The organism is Variovorax sp. 54 (assembly GCF_002754375.1).
Classification (GTDB): Bacteria; Pseudomonadota; Gammaproteobacteria; order Burkholderiales; family Burkholderiaceae_C; genus Variovorax.
This window is the reverse complement of the sequence record NZ_PEFF01000001.1, coordinates 4,751,295-4,766,925: the sequence shown is the minus strand read 5'-3', so window position 1 is coordinate 4,766,925 and position 15,631 is coordinate 4,751,295. Positions and strand designations below refer to the sequence as shown.

The 15,631-nt window shown below is 70.4% G+C and carries 7 protein-coding genes; 3 read left to right on the top strand and 4 right to left on the bottom strand.

The features are described from left to right. Nucleotides 1-2: 2 nt before the first annotated feature. From CLU95_RS21955 to hemC, 4 genes are read right to left on the bottom strand one after another with little or no spacing between them, the layout of a single operon-like run. A complete protein-coding gene (locus tag CLU95_RS21955; RefSeq protein WP_099795547.1) occupies nt 3-1,289 on the bottom strand; it encodes a heme biosynthesis protein HemY in 1,287 nt (428 codons plus the stop codon). A gap of 7 nt (nt 1,290-1,296) precedes the next feature. Continuing rightward, nucleotides 1,297-2,403: a uroporphyrinogen-III C-methyltransferase gene (locus CLU95_RS21950; protein ID WP_099795546.1), complete on the bottom strand. Its 1,107-nt coding sequence runs from the start codon at nt 2,401-2,403 to the stop codon at nt 1,297-1,299. Then, nucleotides 2,400-3,170, bottom strand: a complete 771-nt coding sequence (locus CLU95_RS21945; protein WP_099795545.1) for a uroporphyrinogen-III synthase — start codon at nt 3,168-3,170, stop codon at nt 2,400-2,402. Before CLU95_RS21945 ends, CLU95_RS21950 begins: the two co-directional genes overlap by 4 nt. 19 nt (nt 3,171-3,189) lie before the next feature. Further along, on the bottom strand, nt 3,190-4,143 hold the full coding sequence (gene hemC, locus CLU95_RS21940) for a hydroxymethylbilane synthase (RefSeq protein WP_099797428.1): 954 nt from the start codon (nt 4,141-4,143) through the stop codon (nt 3,190-3,192). A 57-nt stretch (nt 4,144-4,200) separates the two neighbouring features. On the opposite strand from hemC, the gene ppc reads away from it, so the two are divergent. The 3 genes from ppc to CLU95_RS21925 all read left to right on the top strand — a co-directional run bounded on the left by ppc (nt 4,201) and on the right by CLU95_RS21925 (nt 15,609). Beyond that, a complete protein-coding gene (gene ppc / locus CLU95_RS21935; protein ID WP_099795544.1) occupies nt 4,201-7,047 on the top strand; it encodes a phosphoenolpyruvate carboxylase in 2,847 nt (948 codons plus the stop codon). Nucleotides 7,048-7,213: 166 nt separating this feature from the next. Beyond that, entirely contained in the window at nt 7,214-7,432 is a 219-nt protein-coding gene (locus CLU95_RS21930; protein ID WP_062474298.1) for a hypothetical protein, read from the top strand. Further along, nucleotides 7,429-15,609, top strand: coding sequence for a GH36-type glycosyl hydrolase domain-containing protein (locus tag CLU95_RS21925; protein WP_099795543.1), 8,181 nt, complete (start codon nt 7,429-7,431; stop codon nt 15,607-15,609). The genes CLU95_RS21930 and CLU95_RS21925 overlap by 4 nt, the downstream gene beginning before the upstream one ends. Nucleotides 15,610-15,631 lie beyond the last annotated feature (22 nt).

Here is a 15,631-nt window from a genome sequence, read left to right as displayed (position 1 = left end):
GATCAGGGGGTGTTGTCGATCTGCGCCGCGCGCTTCCACGCGTCGGCGGCTTGCGCGTGGTCTTCGCGCGCCTCGGCCAGTTGGGCCAGCGCGAGCCACGCGCGCCGGTAGAGGTCGGGGTCCTGCAAGCCGAGCCCGGCTTGCGTGAGCAGCTGCTGGGCCTTGCCCCACAGCTGGCGCTTCATGCAGGCCATGCCGGCGAGGTACTGCAGGTTCGGGTCGCGTGGGTTGTTGCGCTGCGCACTCTCGATGCGTGCGAGCCAGTCGGCGTCGACCGAGTCGAGCCCTGCTTCGAGCGCGCGCGTGAGCTTCACGCGCAGCGCATCGCCGAGGCCGCGCGGGTTCGCCACCATGCGTTCCCAGGCCGGCAGCAACCAGCCGCGTGCCAGTGCCAGGTCACCGCGCAGCGCGACCATGCGCTGGGCCGCGTGGATGGCCACCTCGGGCATCTGGCGTTCGGCGGAATCCAGCTCGGACCACGCACGCAGCAGCTGCGCCGGGTCGTGTGCGCCGGTCAACAGTTCGGTCGCGAGGCCGCGCACGATGCTTTGCGCCGCCGCGTCGGAGAAGGCGCGGTGCTTGGCCAGCAGGCGCGCGGTGTCGAGTGCTTCGACCGTGCGACGGTCTTGGCGCGCGGCCTTGAGCCGCAGCCGCAGCGCCAGCGTGCGACGCTGCGCGCCCTGCGGCAGTTCTTCGAGCCGCGCGAGCGCGGCCGTGGGGTCGCGGTCGTCAAGCGCCCAGCGGGCGGCGCGCAGCTGCACGCCTTCGCGGGTTTCCGGGCTCGCGAGCACGGTGCGGTCAGCGCTTTCGTTCAGGGCCTGCTGCAGATGCGCATCGCGCGCCGCCTTGTCTTGCAGGGCTTGTGCGCCTTCGGCGGCCAGCAGATGCGACAGCACGCGCACCTGCTGCGCTTGCGGCAGGTCGGCGCCAAGCGCAGCCAGTGTCTTTTCTTGGGTGAGCGCGGCCTGCGCGGCCTTGCGTGCGCGCGAGAAGCGGCCGGCAATCAGCTGCACCATCGCATCGAGCAAGGCGGAGTGCAGCATGCGTTCCTTCTGCTGCAGCCGCCAGTGGCGCGCCTGCGTGGGCAGCGAGAACAGTGCCGCGAGCGCGCGCAACGCAACGTGCAGCAGCACGAAGGTCAGCAACAGGATCACGAGCACGAGGTTCAGCGAAAGGTCGACCCGCCACGGCGGCCAGAACACGGTGATCGTGCCCTGGTTGTTGCCGGCGAACAGCGCCACCGCCGCAGCGACGGCGAACAGCGCGAGGAGCCAGATTGCAGCGCGCATGAACGGATCAGCGCCCTGCGGCCGCGGTGGTCAGCGCGGCCAGCGTGTCGTCGATGCGCACCGGCTCCGTGCTGCGCACGAGCTGCTGCAGTTGCTGCAGCTGCGTGGCCGCGGCCTGCGTGCGGCGCGAGGCCGGATCGAAATAGCGGTTGAGCGATGCGGTGACCTGGCCCAGTTCGCCGCGCGCGGCGTCCATCTGGCGCGACAACAGCGACAGCCGTGCATTGAGCAGCTTCAGCTTGAGGTTCTCGCGCAGGAAGTACGACTGCTCGGGCGCCAGCAGCACGGCTTCGGGGCTCTCGATGCGGCCCACGCGCACCAGCGAACGGGCTTCGCCGCGGATGGTCAGCAGCACGCGCTGCCACCAGGGCGCATCGGCGGGAATGGGTTCGGGACGCCAGGCGTTGACGCCGGTGCCGCGCACGGCGACCGCGTTGAGCGTGGGCAGGTCGTCCACGCTGCGCACCAGCTCGTCGAGCTTCTGCAACGCTTCGGCGCCGTCGGTGCTGGCGGTGCTGCGCAGGCGGTCGGCATCGCGCTGCATGGCGCGCTGCACGGGCGCGAGCCGGGGCTGCGCGGCGCGTCCGATGCGCAGGTCGCCGGCCTTGAGCGCGGCGAGCAGCGGCTCGAGGCTGCCGGTGACCTGTGCCTGCTGCAGCGCGAGGCGCACGGCGGATTCGATGTCGATCACCAGGTTCTCGTCGCGCGAACGCGAGAGGCTTTGAATGAGTTCTTCCAGCTGCGAGCGCTGCAGCGCGACTTCGGCCACACGGGTCTCGATGAGGGCCACGCGGGCGGCGGCATCGCGCACCGTGTCGCTGGCCTGGCGCGCCAGCGTGCGCGCTTCCATCGACTGGGCGGTGGCCTCGGCGCTCTGGCGCGCGAGCTGTTCCTTCATGCCGCTGACCTTCTGCCACAGCGCGATCGTCGACAGCAGCGCGATCAGCGCCACGAGGGCCACGAGGCCCATGCCGATGCGCGCCAGCAGGGTGGCCGCGGCCGCCTGGGCGGCGGGCGTCTGGTGCGGCGCCACCGTGGCGGGCACATGCACCGAGGGGTGCGCCGTGGGGGCGGAAGGGGGAGAAAGGTCGTCGGACGGGGACGCGGCGCTCATGCGAAGGATTCTATCGACGCGATCAGCGCTTCCCGCAGGGGTGTGCAGACACGCAACGCCCCGAAACCCGCGGCCTGTGCGGCTTCGCCGATGCGTGCATGGGTGGCGATGGCGCGTGCGGCCTGCCACGAGGTGCCCGGCAGCGCGCGCTGCAGGTTGCCGATGGCTTCCGAGCTGCTGAAGAGCCAGATGCCGTGTCCGGCGGCGGCTTCGGTCGCGATGCGGCGCTGTGCATCGTCGAGCGCAGGCGCGAGGCGCCGGTAGGCCACGACGGTGTCGCGCACGCCGCCGGCGGCATCGATCTCCCGGGCGAGCCATTGCCGGCCGGCCGGCTGGCCCGCTTCATCGCCGCCGCGCACGATGAGCACGCGCACACCGGGCGACACCTGCCCGTGCGCCAGCGCCCACAGCGCCTCGGAGTCGAAGCGCGTGGCGCCGGGTGGCGGCGCGTCGATGGCGGCGGGCGGCACGCCGGCGCGCAGCAGCGCGCGCTCGGTGCCGGGGCCGGTGGCCCAGAAGCGGCAACCGGCGAGTGCCGAGGTGCCCCGGTGCTGGAAGAAATGATCGACGGCGGTGGCGCTCACGAACATCAGCGCCGCGTAGTCCGCGAGCCGCGCCCAGGCCGCGCGCAGCGGTTCCACATCGAGCGCGGGTGCGATGGCGATCAACGGCAGCGCCACGGCATCAAGCCCGGCCGACTGGAAATCGCGCACCCACGCCGCCGCTTCATGCGCGGGCCGCGTGACGATGACGGGCCCCGCGCTCATCGCTCAGCGCCCACGGCGATCAGTGGGCACCGGCGTCGCGCAGCAGGCTCGCGGCGTGCTGGCCGAGCGCATCGGCCGTCGCGAAGTCGCCGGCCTCGGCCTGGGCGTGCACGCGCACCAGCGGCGCGTCGCCTTCCGGGTCGCCCCAGGCGGCGTCGATGCGCAGCGTGCCGTCGGCCTGCCGACGCGCATGGGCCGCGAGCGGCATGGAGCAGCTGCCGCCCATCGCGCGGCTCACGGCGCGCTCGGCGGTGGTCGAGAGCCAGTCGCCGCGGTGCGCCAGCGGGGCCAGCAGGTCGATGAGGTCCTGGCGGTCGGCGCGCACCTCGATGCCGAGGGCGCCCTGCCCTGCGGCGGGCAGCATGGTGTCGGGATCGAAGGCGACGCGGATGCGGTCTTCGAGGCCCAGCCGCTTGAGCCCGGCCGCCGCGAGCACGATGGCGTCGTAGTGGCCTTCGTCGAGCTTGCGCAGGCGGGTGTCGAGGTTGCCGCGCAGCGGTTCGATGCGCAGGTCGGGCCGCTGCGCGCGCAGCAGCACCACGCGGCGCAGGCTCGAGGTACCAACCACCGCGCCCTGCGGCAGTTCCTCGAGCGAGGCGTAGCCGGGCGACACCAGCGCGTCGCGCGGGTCTTCGCGTTCCAGCACGCAGGCCAGCGTGAAGCCCTCGGGCAGCTCCATCGGCACATCCTTGAGCGAATGCACGGCGATGTCGGCGCGCCCGTCTTCGAGCGCGGCTTCGAGTTCCTTGACGAAGAGTCCCTTGCCGCCGACCTTGCTCAGCGTGCGGTCCAGGATCTGGTCACCGCGGGTCGTCATGCCCAGCAGGCTGACGGTGTGGCCGCGTTCTTGCAAAAGCGTTTGCACGTGTTCGGCCTGCCACAGGGCCAGCCGGCTTTCGCGCGTGGCGATCACGATATTGCTCAAGATCGCTCCCAAAAAGTACGTGGTTTCTGACCTCCGGAATGCTAGCATGTTGCGCCGCAGCAACGGAGGCGGCGCGTCCATTCAAGTCCCCAGGAACAACATCGAATGAAAGCCAGCAAGACTCCTGCCATCCCCGCCAAGCGCCGCCAGACCGAAGACCAGCCATTGATCGACGACATCCGGCTGTTAGGCCGGATCCTCGGCGACGTGATCCGGGAGCAGGAGGGCGACGAAACCTACGCGCTGGTCGAGAAGATCCGCACCCTCTCCGTGTCGTTTCGGCGCGACGCCGACCATGCCGCCGACCGCGCACTGAAGAACCTGCTCAAGGGCCTGAGCGCCGCCGAAACGGTGCGCGTGATCCGCGCCTTCACCTACTTCAGCCACCTGGCCAACCTGGCCGAAGACCGCCACCAGATCCGCCGCCGCACCGAGGCCGAGCGCGAAGGCGTGCAGGCCGACGGCGACCTGCAGACCGCCCTTGTGCGCATCCGCAAGGCCGGTATCAAGCCCGACGAGATCGTCGCCTCGCTGGCCCACAGCTACGTGTCGCCCGTGCTCACGGCGCACCCGACCGAAGTGCAGCGCAAGAGCATCCTCGATGCCGAGCGCGCCATCGCCCTGCTGCTCACCACGCGCGACGAGATCAAGCTGCGCCAGAACGCCTATGCAGGCGGCAAAGACGCGCTCTCGCCCATCGAGCTGGCCGAGAACGAAACCCAGATGCGCATCCGCGTCACGCAGATCTGGCAGACGCGCCTGCTGCGCTTCTCCAAGCTCACCGTGGCCGACGAGATCGAGAACGCGCTGAGCTACTACGAAGCCACGTTCCTGCGCGAAATCCCGCGCGTGTACGCCGACCTCGAAAAGGCCCTGGTCCAGAGCGGCGTCACGCCCTCGGTCGCGCCCTTCCTGCGCATGGGCCAGTGGATCGGCGGCGACCGCGACGGCAACCCCAACGTCACGGCCGAGACGCTCGAGTACGCGCTGAGCCGCCAGTCGGAACTGGCGCTGCGCCACTACCTCACCGAGGTGCACTACCTCGGCGGCGAGCTGTCGCTGTCGGCCACGCTGGTCGACGTGTCGGTCGAGATGCAGGCGCTGGCCGAGCGTTCGCCCGACACCAGCGAGCACCGCAAGGACGAGCCCTACCGCCGCGCGCTCACGGGCGTGTACGCGCGCCTGGCCGCCACGCTGCGTGAACTCAGCGGCGGCGAGGCCGCGCGCCATGCGGTCGCGCCGCAGAACCCGTATGCCAATGCTGAAGAGTTTCTGGCCGAGCTGCGCACCATCGAAGAGTCGCTGGTCGAGAAGCACGGCGCCGTGCTCGCCGCGCCGCGCCTGCGCCCGCTGATCCGCGCGGTGGAGGTGTTCGGCTTCCACCTGGCCACCGTCGACCTGCGCCAGAGCTCCGACAAGCACGAGGCCGTGATCGCCGAGCTGCTGGCCACCGCGCGCATCGAGCCCTCGTACGCCTCGCTGGCCGAAGAGGCCAAGCAGACGCTGCTGCTCAAGCTGCTCGACGACGCGCGTCCGCTGCGCGTGCCCGACGCCGACTACTCGCCGCTTGCGAAAAGCGAGCTGGCCATCTTCGCGGCCGCACGCACCGCGCGTGCGCGCTACGGCGCGGCGGCCATCCGCCACTACATCATCAGCCACACCGAAACGGTGAGCGACCTGCTCGAAGCGCTGCTGCTGCAGAAGGAAGTGGGCCTGCTGCGCGGCGCGATGGACAGCAACGCGACCTGCGACCTGATCGTGGTGCCGCTGTTCGAAACCATCGAAGACCTGCGCAATGCCGCGCCCATCGTGCGCGCCTTCTACGCGCTGCCGAACATCCAGGCGCTCATCGAGCGCTCGGGCGGCGAGCAGGACGTGATGCTCGGCTACAGCGACAGCAACAAGGACGGCGGCATCTTCACCAGCAACTGGGAGCTGTACCGCGCGGGCATCGCGCTGGTGTCGCTGTTCGACGAGCTGAACAAGAAGAAAAAGAACCCGATCCGCCTGCGCATGTTCCACGGCCGCGGCGGCACGGTGGGACGCGGCGGCGGCCCGAGCTACCAGGCCATCCTGGCGCAGCCGCCCGGCACGGTGCGCGGCCAGATCCGCCTCACCGAGCAGGGCGAAGTCATCGGCTCCAAGTACGCCAACCGCGAGATCGGCCGGCGCAACCTCGAGACGCTGGTGGCCGCCACGCTCGAAGCCACGCTGCTGCCGCAGGGCAAGTCGGCACCTGCGAACTTCCTGTCGGCCGCGGGCGAACTCTCGACCGCGAGCATGGCCGCGTACCGCAAGCTGGTGTACGAGACCCCGGGCTTCGGCGACTACTTCTTCGGCTCGACGCCGATCCGCGAAATTGCCGAACTCAACATCGGCTCGCGCCCCGCCTCGCGCAACCCGAGCCACAAGATCGACGACCTGCGCGCGGTGCCGTGGAGCTTCAGCTGGGGCCAGTGCCGCCTCACGCTGCCGGGCTGGTTCGGCTTCGGTTCAGGCGTGGAGCAGTTCCTGGCCGCCGCCGGCAACGCCGCGGGCAAGAAGGAACGCGTGGCGCTGCTGCAGCGCATGTATGCGCAGTGGCCGTTCTTTCGCACGCTGCTGTCGAACATGGACATGGTGCTGGCCAAGAGCGACCTCGCGCTGGCCTCGCGCTATGCCGAGCTGGTCACCGACCGCAAGCTGCGCCTGAAGGTGTTCTCGATGATCGAGAGCGAATGGCAACGCACCTCGGACGCGCTCACGCTCATCACGGGCGCCAAGCAACGGCTCGAGGGCAATGCCGAAATGCAGCGCTCGGTGCGCCACCGCTTCCCGTACATCGACCCGCTGCACCATCTGCAGGTCGAGCTGATGCGGCGTTATCGCGCGGGCGACGGTGGCGAGCGGCTGCAGCGCGGCATCCACATCTCGATCAACGGGGTGGCGGCGGGGCTGCGCAACACGGGCTGATCTGCACGCAGCCTCGATGAACAAAGGGCGCCTTGTGCGCCCTTTCCTACGAGCGCTGTCGGCAATGAGGTACCTGTAAGGTCATTTAAAAGGGTACGGTCGGGACACGTTCCCAGTTCTCGCAATCGCGCGGCAGCTCGAAGTCGTTTCACAGGAGCCCGTTGCAATGTCCGTCCCGCAGTCCCTTTCCCATTCGCAGATCGATTTTGTCGGCAGCGATTTCGAAGCCCTGGCTTCACACATGCACCACTGTGCACGTGCCCACGGGCGATGGTTCTCGCTGCGAAGCCACATGCAACGTGTGCGCGCGCTCGCTGCGGGCCGCATTGTCACGATGGCCTGCGTGGCCGTGGTGTTGGGCATCGGCCTGTTCGCGGTCACTTGAGCGCCGCTGCCGTCGTCGACCGCCTCCAAGGGCTCAGTCACTACGCCCGGACCCTTCTGCTCGGTCCGCACGACCCGGTAGCTCTCCCGATCCGCGCCGAACTCTTCGGTGCCCAACGTTTCGAACAGCACGGCCACAGCCTGGCCCGTGCCCAGGTGGTGGAAGACGAACACCACCGCGCGCGCGAAGGCGCGCCCTTCTTTCCGCGTGTCGACGAGAACCTCGAGTCGCTGCGCGCCGCTTTCGACTACATCGCGCTGATCTCGCTGAGCGGGCGCTATGTGTCGCCGGCGGCCGAATGGCTGCTCGACAACTTCCACCTCGTCGAGGCGCAGCTCCAGCAGATCCATGACGGCGTGCCGCGCAGCTACTACGCGCGCCTGCCCAAGCTCGTCACGCCGCCGCTGGCGGGGCTGCCGCGCGTGTACGGCATTGCGTGGGCCTATGTGGCGCACACCGACAGCGTGCTCAACAAGACGCTGTTCACGGCCTTCCCCAACGCCTACCAGGACATCGACGAGCTCATGCTCGGCGAGCTGTGGGCACTGCCCACCACGCTGCGCGTGGTGCTGCTCGAAAACCTGCGCCGCGTGGCCGAGCGCATTGCCGAGAACAAGGTCGCGCGCGAGATCGCGCATGCCGCGTGGGACGCGGCGCCGCACCTCTCGGTGCAGGACCTCGACGTGCTCTACCGCGCGCTGCAAAGCCACGGCCTGCAGGACAGCTACCTCACGCAGCTGTGGCAGCGCCTGCCCGTCGAGCACGGCGACGACATGCCCGCGCTGGTGCGCTGGACCGAACAGCACTGCCCCAACGGCCCGGCGCTGATCGACGACGCGCAGAACGCGCAGGCCGCGGCCAACCTCACGGTCGGCAACATCATCACGACCTTGCGCATGATCGGCCAGGTCGAGTGGAGCGACCTCATCGAACCGGTGAGCCGCTCGCTGCGCGTGCTGCGCGAACTGCCGAGCTTTGCGAACGAGAGCGAACTCACACGCCAGCAGATCACGCATGCGATGGAACAGGTGGCGCGCAGCACCGAACGGCCCGAGCGCGAAGTGGCACAGGCCGTGGTCACGCTGGCCTCCAGCGCGCCGGCCGACGAAGCCGGCGCCGAGACCGACCGCGCCGACGGCACCGCCGGCTACTACCTCTTCGGCCAGGGCCGGCCCGCGCTGATCGCTTCGCTGCAGGCGAACGGAACGGCAGGCCAAGCCGCACGCACCGCAAGCAAGCGCCCCGCGCGCAGCCATCGCGGCTGGCGCCTGCCCGTCTACGTGGGCTCCGTCGCCCTCGGCACCGCGCTGCTGCTGGCGGCCGTGGTGCACGGCCTGCCGCATCGCGGCGACTGGACCACCGTCGCGGCGTTGCTGCTGCTCGCATGGCCGCTGTCCGAAGCGCTGATTGCGCTGGCGCAACGCATCATGGCGGAGTCGGTGCGCGTGCAGGCATTGCCACGCCTCGATTTCGCGAACGGCATTCCCGAGCGGCACCGCGCGCTCGTCGTCATGCCCACGATGCTGGGTTCGACCGCGAACAACGCCAAGCTCGCGCACCGGCTCGAACTGCACTGGCTCGCCAACCGCGAGGCCCACGCGCAGTTCGCGCTGCTGACCGACTGGGCCGACGCTTCGCAAGCGGCGCTGCCCGGCGACGCACCGTTGCTCGACGATGCCCAGCAACGCATCGCCGCACTCAACGCCAAGTACCCGCCGGCCGAAGGCACTGCACCGCGCTTCCTGCTGCTGCACCGCCCGCGCAGCTGGAGCGAGACCGAACAACGCTGGATGGGCTGGGAGCGCAAGCGCGGCAAGCTCGAAATGCTCATGCGCCTGCTGGCCAGCGGCGACGCCAGCGGCTTTCTGCCGCTCGCACCGGGCCAGCAGCTCGCGCCCGGCCGCACGCCCTATGTGCTGACGCTCGACAGCGACACCGGCCTGCCGCCCGGCGCGCTGCGCGACCTCGTGTCCATTGCCGCGCATCCGCTGAACGCGCCCGAGATCGACATGCCAAGCCGGCGCGTGGTCGCGGGCTTCGGCATTCTTCAGCCGCGCATCGTCACGCCGTTCCCGATGCGCAGCGAGCGCTCCTTCTTCCACTGGGTGTTCGCCGGGCAGTGCGGGCTCGACCCGTACGGCAGCGGCGCGTCCGACATCTACCAGGACGTGTTCGGCAGCGGCTCCTTCACCGGCAAGGGCTTGCTCAACGTGCGCGCGGTGCACGCTACGCTGAACGACCGACTGCCCGACAGCGCCGTGCTGAGCCACGACCTGCTCGAAGGCAGCGTCGCGCGCTGCGCGATGGTCAGCGACGTGGTGCTGGTCGAAGACCATCCGCACCATGCCGGCGTGGCCGCCTCGCGCGTGCACCGCTGGGTGCGCGGCGACTGGCAGCTGCTGCCGCTGATGTGGCGCGCACGCCGTTTCGGCATCGACGCGCTGGGCCTCTGGAAAATGTGCGACAACCTGCGCCGCTCGCTGGTCGCACCGGCGTCGTTCGCGCTGCTGGTGCTGGTGATCTTCACGCAGGCCATGCCGCTCGGTTGGGCGCTGGCGGCCGTCGGTGCGGCGCTCACGCTCGGCCCGCTGCTGGGCGCACTGGCCGGCCTGGTGCCGACACGCCGCGCGATCGAGCTGCGCCACTTCTTCGACGTGGGCGCGGTCGAGCTGCTGCGCGCCATGGCCGGCGCGGCCTGGCAGTTCGTGCAGCTGGCGGCGCAGACGCGCCTGCTGCTCGACGCGGCCTTCCTCGCCACCTGGCGGGTGGTCGTCAGCCGCAGGCACCTGCTGCAATGGACGACGGCCGACCAGGCGCAAGCGCAATCGAGCCAGCGCCTGAAGCCTTTCGTGCGCAGCGCGGCCCTCAGCAGCGCGGTGTGCCTGGTGCTGGCCCTCCTCGCGAACTGGAGCGCCTACCCGGTGCTCGGGCCCCTGCTCTTCGTGCTCTGGTCCCTGGCGCCCATCGCAGCCTGGTGGGGCAGCCGCGTCGATGTGCAAACCGAAGACCCGCTCGCGCCCGCGCAACGCAGTTACCTCGAGACGCTGGCGCACGACACCTGGCGCTTCTTCGAGCATGTGGTCGGCCCGGACGACAACCACCTGCCGCCCGACAACCTTCAGCTCGAGCCGCAGCCGACGCTTGCGCACCGCACCTCGCCGACCAACATCGGCATGTACCTGCTGGCCACCTGCTGCGCGCGCGAGTTCGGCTGGCTCGACACAACAGCTTTGCTGGCGCGCATCACCGCCACGCTCGACACCGTCGACCGCATGCAGAAGCACAACGGCCATCTGTTCAACTGGTACGACACGCAGACGCTCAAGCCGCTGCCGCCCGACTATGTGTCGAGCGTCGACAGCGGCAACTTCGCGGGCCACCTCGTCACCGTCGCGCAGGCCTGCCGCGCCTTCGCGGCGGAAGAAGGCTGCCAGAGTCATGAAGCACCCGCACTGGAAGCACTGGCCCGACGCTGCGACGCGCTGCACGACGGCATGGACTTCAGCGGCCTCTACGACGCCAAGCGCCACCTGTTCCACATCGGCCTGCGCGTCGAAGAGAACGTGCTCGACGCGAGCTACTACGACCTGCTGGCTTCCGAGTCGCGCCTGTTGAGCTTTCTGGCGATTGCGAAGGGCGACGTGCCGCGCCGCCACTGGATGGCGCTCGGCCGGCCGTTCCTGCTGGTGGGCTTCCAGCCCAGCCTCAAATCGTGGTCAGGCTCGATGTTCGAGTACCTGATGCCGGCGCTCGTGATGACCGAGCCCACCGACGGCCTGCTGCAGGTGGCCAACGCCGCGGCCATCGCCGAGCAGCAAGCCTTCGGCCGCGCGCAGAACATGCCGTGGGGCGTGTCCGAGTCGGCCTACTTCGCGCAAGACCATTCGCTGGCCTACCAGTACTCGCCCTTCGGCGTGCCGCGCCTGGCGCTGCGGCGCACGCCGCCGACCGACCGCGTGGTGGCGCCCTACGCCAGCCTGATGGCCGCGCCGTTCGCGCCCGAAGCGGCCGTCATCAACCTCGCGCTGCTCGAATCGCTCGGCGCGCGCGGCGAGTTCGGCTTTCACGACGCGATCGACTTCACCGCCTCGCGCCAGACCGAGGGCCAGGACTTCACTGTCGTGCGCAACTTCATGGCGCACCACCAGGGCATGTCGCTGGTGGCGCTGTGCAACGTGCTGCGCGACGACGCACCGCGCCGCTGGTTCGGCAGCGCGGCGCTGGTGCAGGCGCACGAGTCGCTGCTGCACGAGCGCACGCCGCGCCAGATCATCGGCAGCGCCGACCCGCGCACGCCGCCCGAGCCCAGCCAGACCGAGCTGGCGCCGCTGTTCCAGCCGCGCCTGGTCGACCCGACGGGGCCCGGCTTCCAGCCCACGCACCTGCTGTCGAACGGCCGCTACACGGTGGCGCTGCGCGCCAACGGCGCGGGCGTGAGCCGCTGGCGCGCGTTCAACGTGACGCGCTGGCGCGACGATCCGCTGCGCGACAGCTACGGCACCTTCTTCTACGTGCGCGACGAAGGCAACAGCGAACTCACCTCGCTCACCGCCCTGCCCGCGCCCGGCGCCGACTGGCACTACCGCACCCGCTTCCTGGCCGACCAGGTGCAGTTCGATGCGACCGGCCCCGGCCTGCAGGTGCGCACCACGGTGCTCATCAGCCCCGAGGACGACACCGAGCTGCGCAACATCACGCTGCACAACAGCGGCGACGAAACGCGCACGCTCGAACTCGTCTCGTACTTCGAGCCCGTGCTGTCGAACCCCAAGGCCGACGAGGCACATCCGGCCTTTGCCAACCTGTTCGTCGAATCGCGCTGGGAGCCCACGTGGCGCGCGCTGCTGCTGTCGCGCAAGCCGCGCCTGCATGGCGATGCGGTGGTGGCCGCGGTGCACTTCGTGGCCTCGGTCGATGCCCACGTGCTGTCGATCGACTGCATGACCGACCGGCGCGCCTTCATCGGCCGCAACCGCACGCTGGCCGACCCCGCGCTCGATGCGCAACCGCTCACGGCCCAGGGCAAGCAGGTGAACGGCCTGGACCCCATCGCCTGCTTGCGTGTGCGCCTGTCGATTGCGCCGGGCACCACCGCGCGCCTGAGCTTTGCCACCGCCGCCGACGAGAGCATCGAGGCGCTGATGCCCAGCATCGACCGCTACCTGCAGCCGATGCACGTGGAGCGCGCCACCCGCATGGCCGCCACGCTGGCGCAGGTGCGGCTGCGCGACCTGAGCATCGCGCCCGCGCAGAACCTCGCGCTGCAAGACCTGACGACCATCCTCACCTACACCACGCCGCGCGTGATGAGCGACCGCGGGCTGATCGACCTGCGCCAGATCTGGCGCTTCGGCATTTCGGGCGACAAGCCCATCGTGCTGGTCTACATCCACTCGATGAACGGCATGGGCCTCATCAACACGCTGCTGCGCGCGCAGCCGTGGTGGGGCTTCGGCGGCGTGGCCTGCGACCTGGTGGTGCTCAACAGCGAACCGAACTCGTACCTCATGCCACTGCAGCGCGAGATCGAGATGCTGCGCACGCGCGTCGCACAGCAGACGCAGAACAGCTTTCCGCGCAACGACACCGCCGGCTTCTACCTCTTGCGCGACCAGGACGTGGTGCCGTCGGAAAAGGCCGCGCTCTCCAGCCTGGCGCGCGTGGTGTTCACCGCCGACGGCCGCGCGCTCGAAGTGCAGGTGGCGGCGTTGCACGAGGCACGCAGCCCGACGATTGCGGACGACAGCAGCGCGCCAGTGCAGCACCGCACGCCGCTGTTGACGAAGCAGGCCGCCTCGTCGACGTCCACGACCGCCGCCGGCGACTTCGACGCCGAGACCGGCGAGTTCCGCTTCGAGGTCGGCCCCGACCGCCGCACACCGCGCCCCTGGATCAACGTGATTGCCAACGCCACCTTCGGCTTCCAGGTGTCCGAATGGGGCACCGGCTACACCTGGGCCGGCAACAGCCGCATGCACCAGGTCACGCCGTGGTCCAACGACCCGGTGCAGGACCCGGCCTTCGAGCACTACCTGCTGCAGGACGTGGCGACGCGCGAGATGCTGCCGCTCACGCCCGCCGGTGGCAACGATGGCGCCACACGCCACCGCGTACGGCACGGCCAGGGCTACACCGTCTTCGAGTGCCGCCAAGGCGACCTCGTGCTCGAGACCACCTTCTTCGCGGACCGCGACGAAGCCGTCAAGCTGGTCCATGTGCGCGTGCGCAACGAAGGCGCCGGCCAGCGCCGCCTGCGCGCGCTCGCGATGGTCGAGTGGCAACTGGGCGCCGCGCGCGGCGAACGGCGCACCGTGCATTGCTGGAAGCCCGAAGACCAGCCGGCCGTGTTCGGCCAGCAGCGCGAATCGAGCGCGGGCTTCGGCGGCAGCGCGGCTTTCCTGCTGCTCGCCGGCTTGCAAGGCGCGACGACCGGGGCCACGCAATGGACCTGCGACCGCAGCGAATTCTTCGCCGGCCGCGGCATCGTCGAAGTGCCCGACACGCTGGCACGGCGCGCCGGCAGCGGGCTCGACGCCTGTGCGGCGATTGGCGGCGAATTCGTCGTGGCGGCCGGCGAGACCGCGAGCTTCAGCTTCGTGCTGGGCCACGCGGGCAATGCCGATGCGGCGCTCGAGCTTGCGCGCCGCTGGCGGCAGCGCGACGTGCCCGAAGCGCTGGCGCAGGTGCGCGGCTTCTGGGACGACCTGCTCGGCCGCCTGCAGGTGCGCACGCCCGACCCGCTGTTCGATGCGCTGGTCAACCGCTGGCTCGTGTACCAGACGCTGGCCTGCCGGCTCTGGTCGAAGGCCGGCTTCTACCAGGCCGGCGGTGCCTTCGGCTTTCGCGACCAGCTGCAGGACGCGATGGCCTTCGCGCTCACCGACCCGCCGCGCCTGCGCGCGCAGATCCTCGTGAACGCGGCGCGCCAGTTCCCCGAGGGCGACGTGCAGCACTGGTGGCACATGCCCGGCGGCGCCGGCGTGCGCACGCATTTCTCCGACGACCTGCTGTGGCTGCCGTATGCGTCGGCGCACTACGTCGAGGTGACGGGCGATGCCTCGCTGCTCGACGAAATGGTCGGCTTCATCGAAGGCCCCGGCATTCCCGAGGGCGCCGAAGACGCCTACTACGCACCGCAGAACAGCGGCCGCATGGCCACCGTGTTCGACCATGGCGCGCGCGCCATCGACCGCAGCCTGACCACCGGCGTGCACGGCCTGCCGCTGATGGGCACCGGCGACTGGAACGACGGCATGAACCGCGTCGGCCATGAAGGCCGCGGCGAATCGGTGTGGCTCGCGTGGTTCCTGTGCAGCGTGGTCGAGCGCTTCGCGCCCATCGCCGAAGCACGCGGCGAACACGAACGCGCCGCGCGCTGGACCGCGGCGCGCACGGGCTGGATCGCCGCGCTGCACGACGCCGGCTGGGACGGCGCCTGGTTCCGCCGCGCCTTCTTCGACAACGGCGCGCCGCTGGGTTCGTCGATCAACAGCGAGTGCCGCATCGACCTGATCGCACAGGCCTGGTCGGTGCTCTCGGGCGCCTCGGACGCGGCCCACACCGGCCCGGCCATGGCCGCCATCCAGTCGCACCTGCACGACGAGCCGGCCGGCCTGCTGCGGCTGCTGGCGCCACCGTTTGCCAACTCGACCCACAACCCGGGCTACATCCAGGCCTATCCGCCCGGCGTGCGCGAGAACGGCGGCCAGTACTCGCACGGCGCCGTGTGGGCACTCATGGCGCAGGCGCTGCAGGGCGACCATGAAGCGGCCTGGCAGAGCTTCGAAGGCCTGAGCCCGGCCCACCGCGCAAAGCACCCCGCGCGTGGCCCGGTCTACGAGCTGGAGCCCTATGTGATGGCGGGCGATGTCTACGGCGCCGCGCCCTATGTGGGCCGGGGCGGCTGGAGCTGGTACACCGGCTCGGCCGCATGGCTGCACCGCGCGGCCGTCGAGACCTTGCTGGGCCTGAACGTGAAGGGCCGGCAGTTGTCGATGACGCCGCATGTGCCCGCGCACTGGCCGGGCTTCGAGCTCGCGCTGCGGCTCGGCCAGCGCCGGCTCACGCTGCAGTGGGGCACCGTCGAAGGCACCGCCGCGCCCACGCACCATGTGGCGGTGGGCGAATGGACCGACTGGCAGGCGCTGCCGGCGGATGCGGTGCTGCGGGTAGGGTAAGGTCCGAAGCCGCTTTCACCCC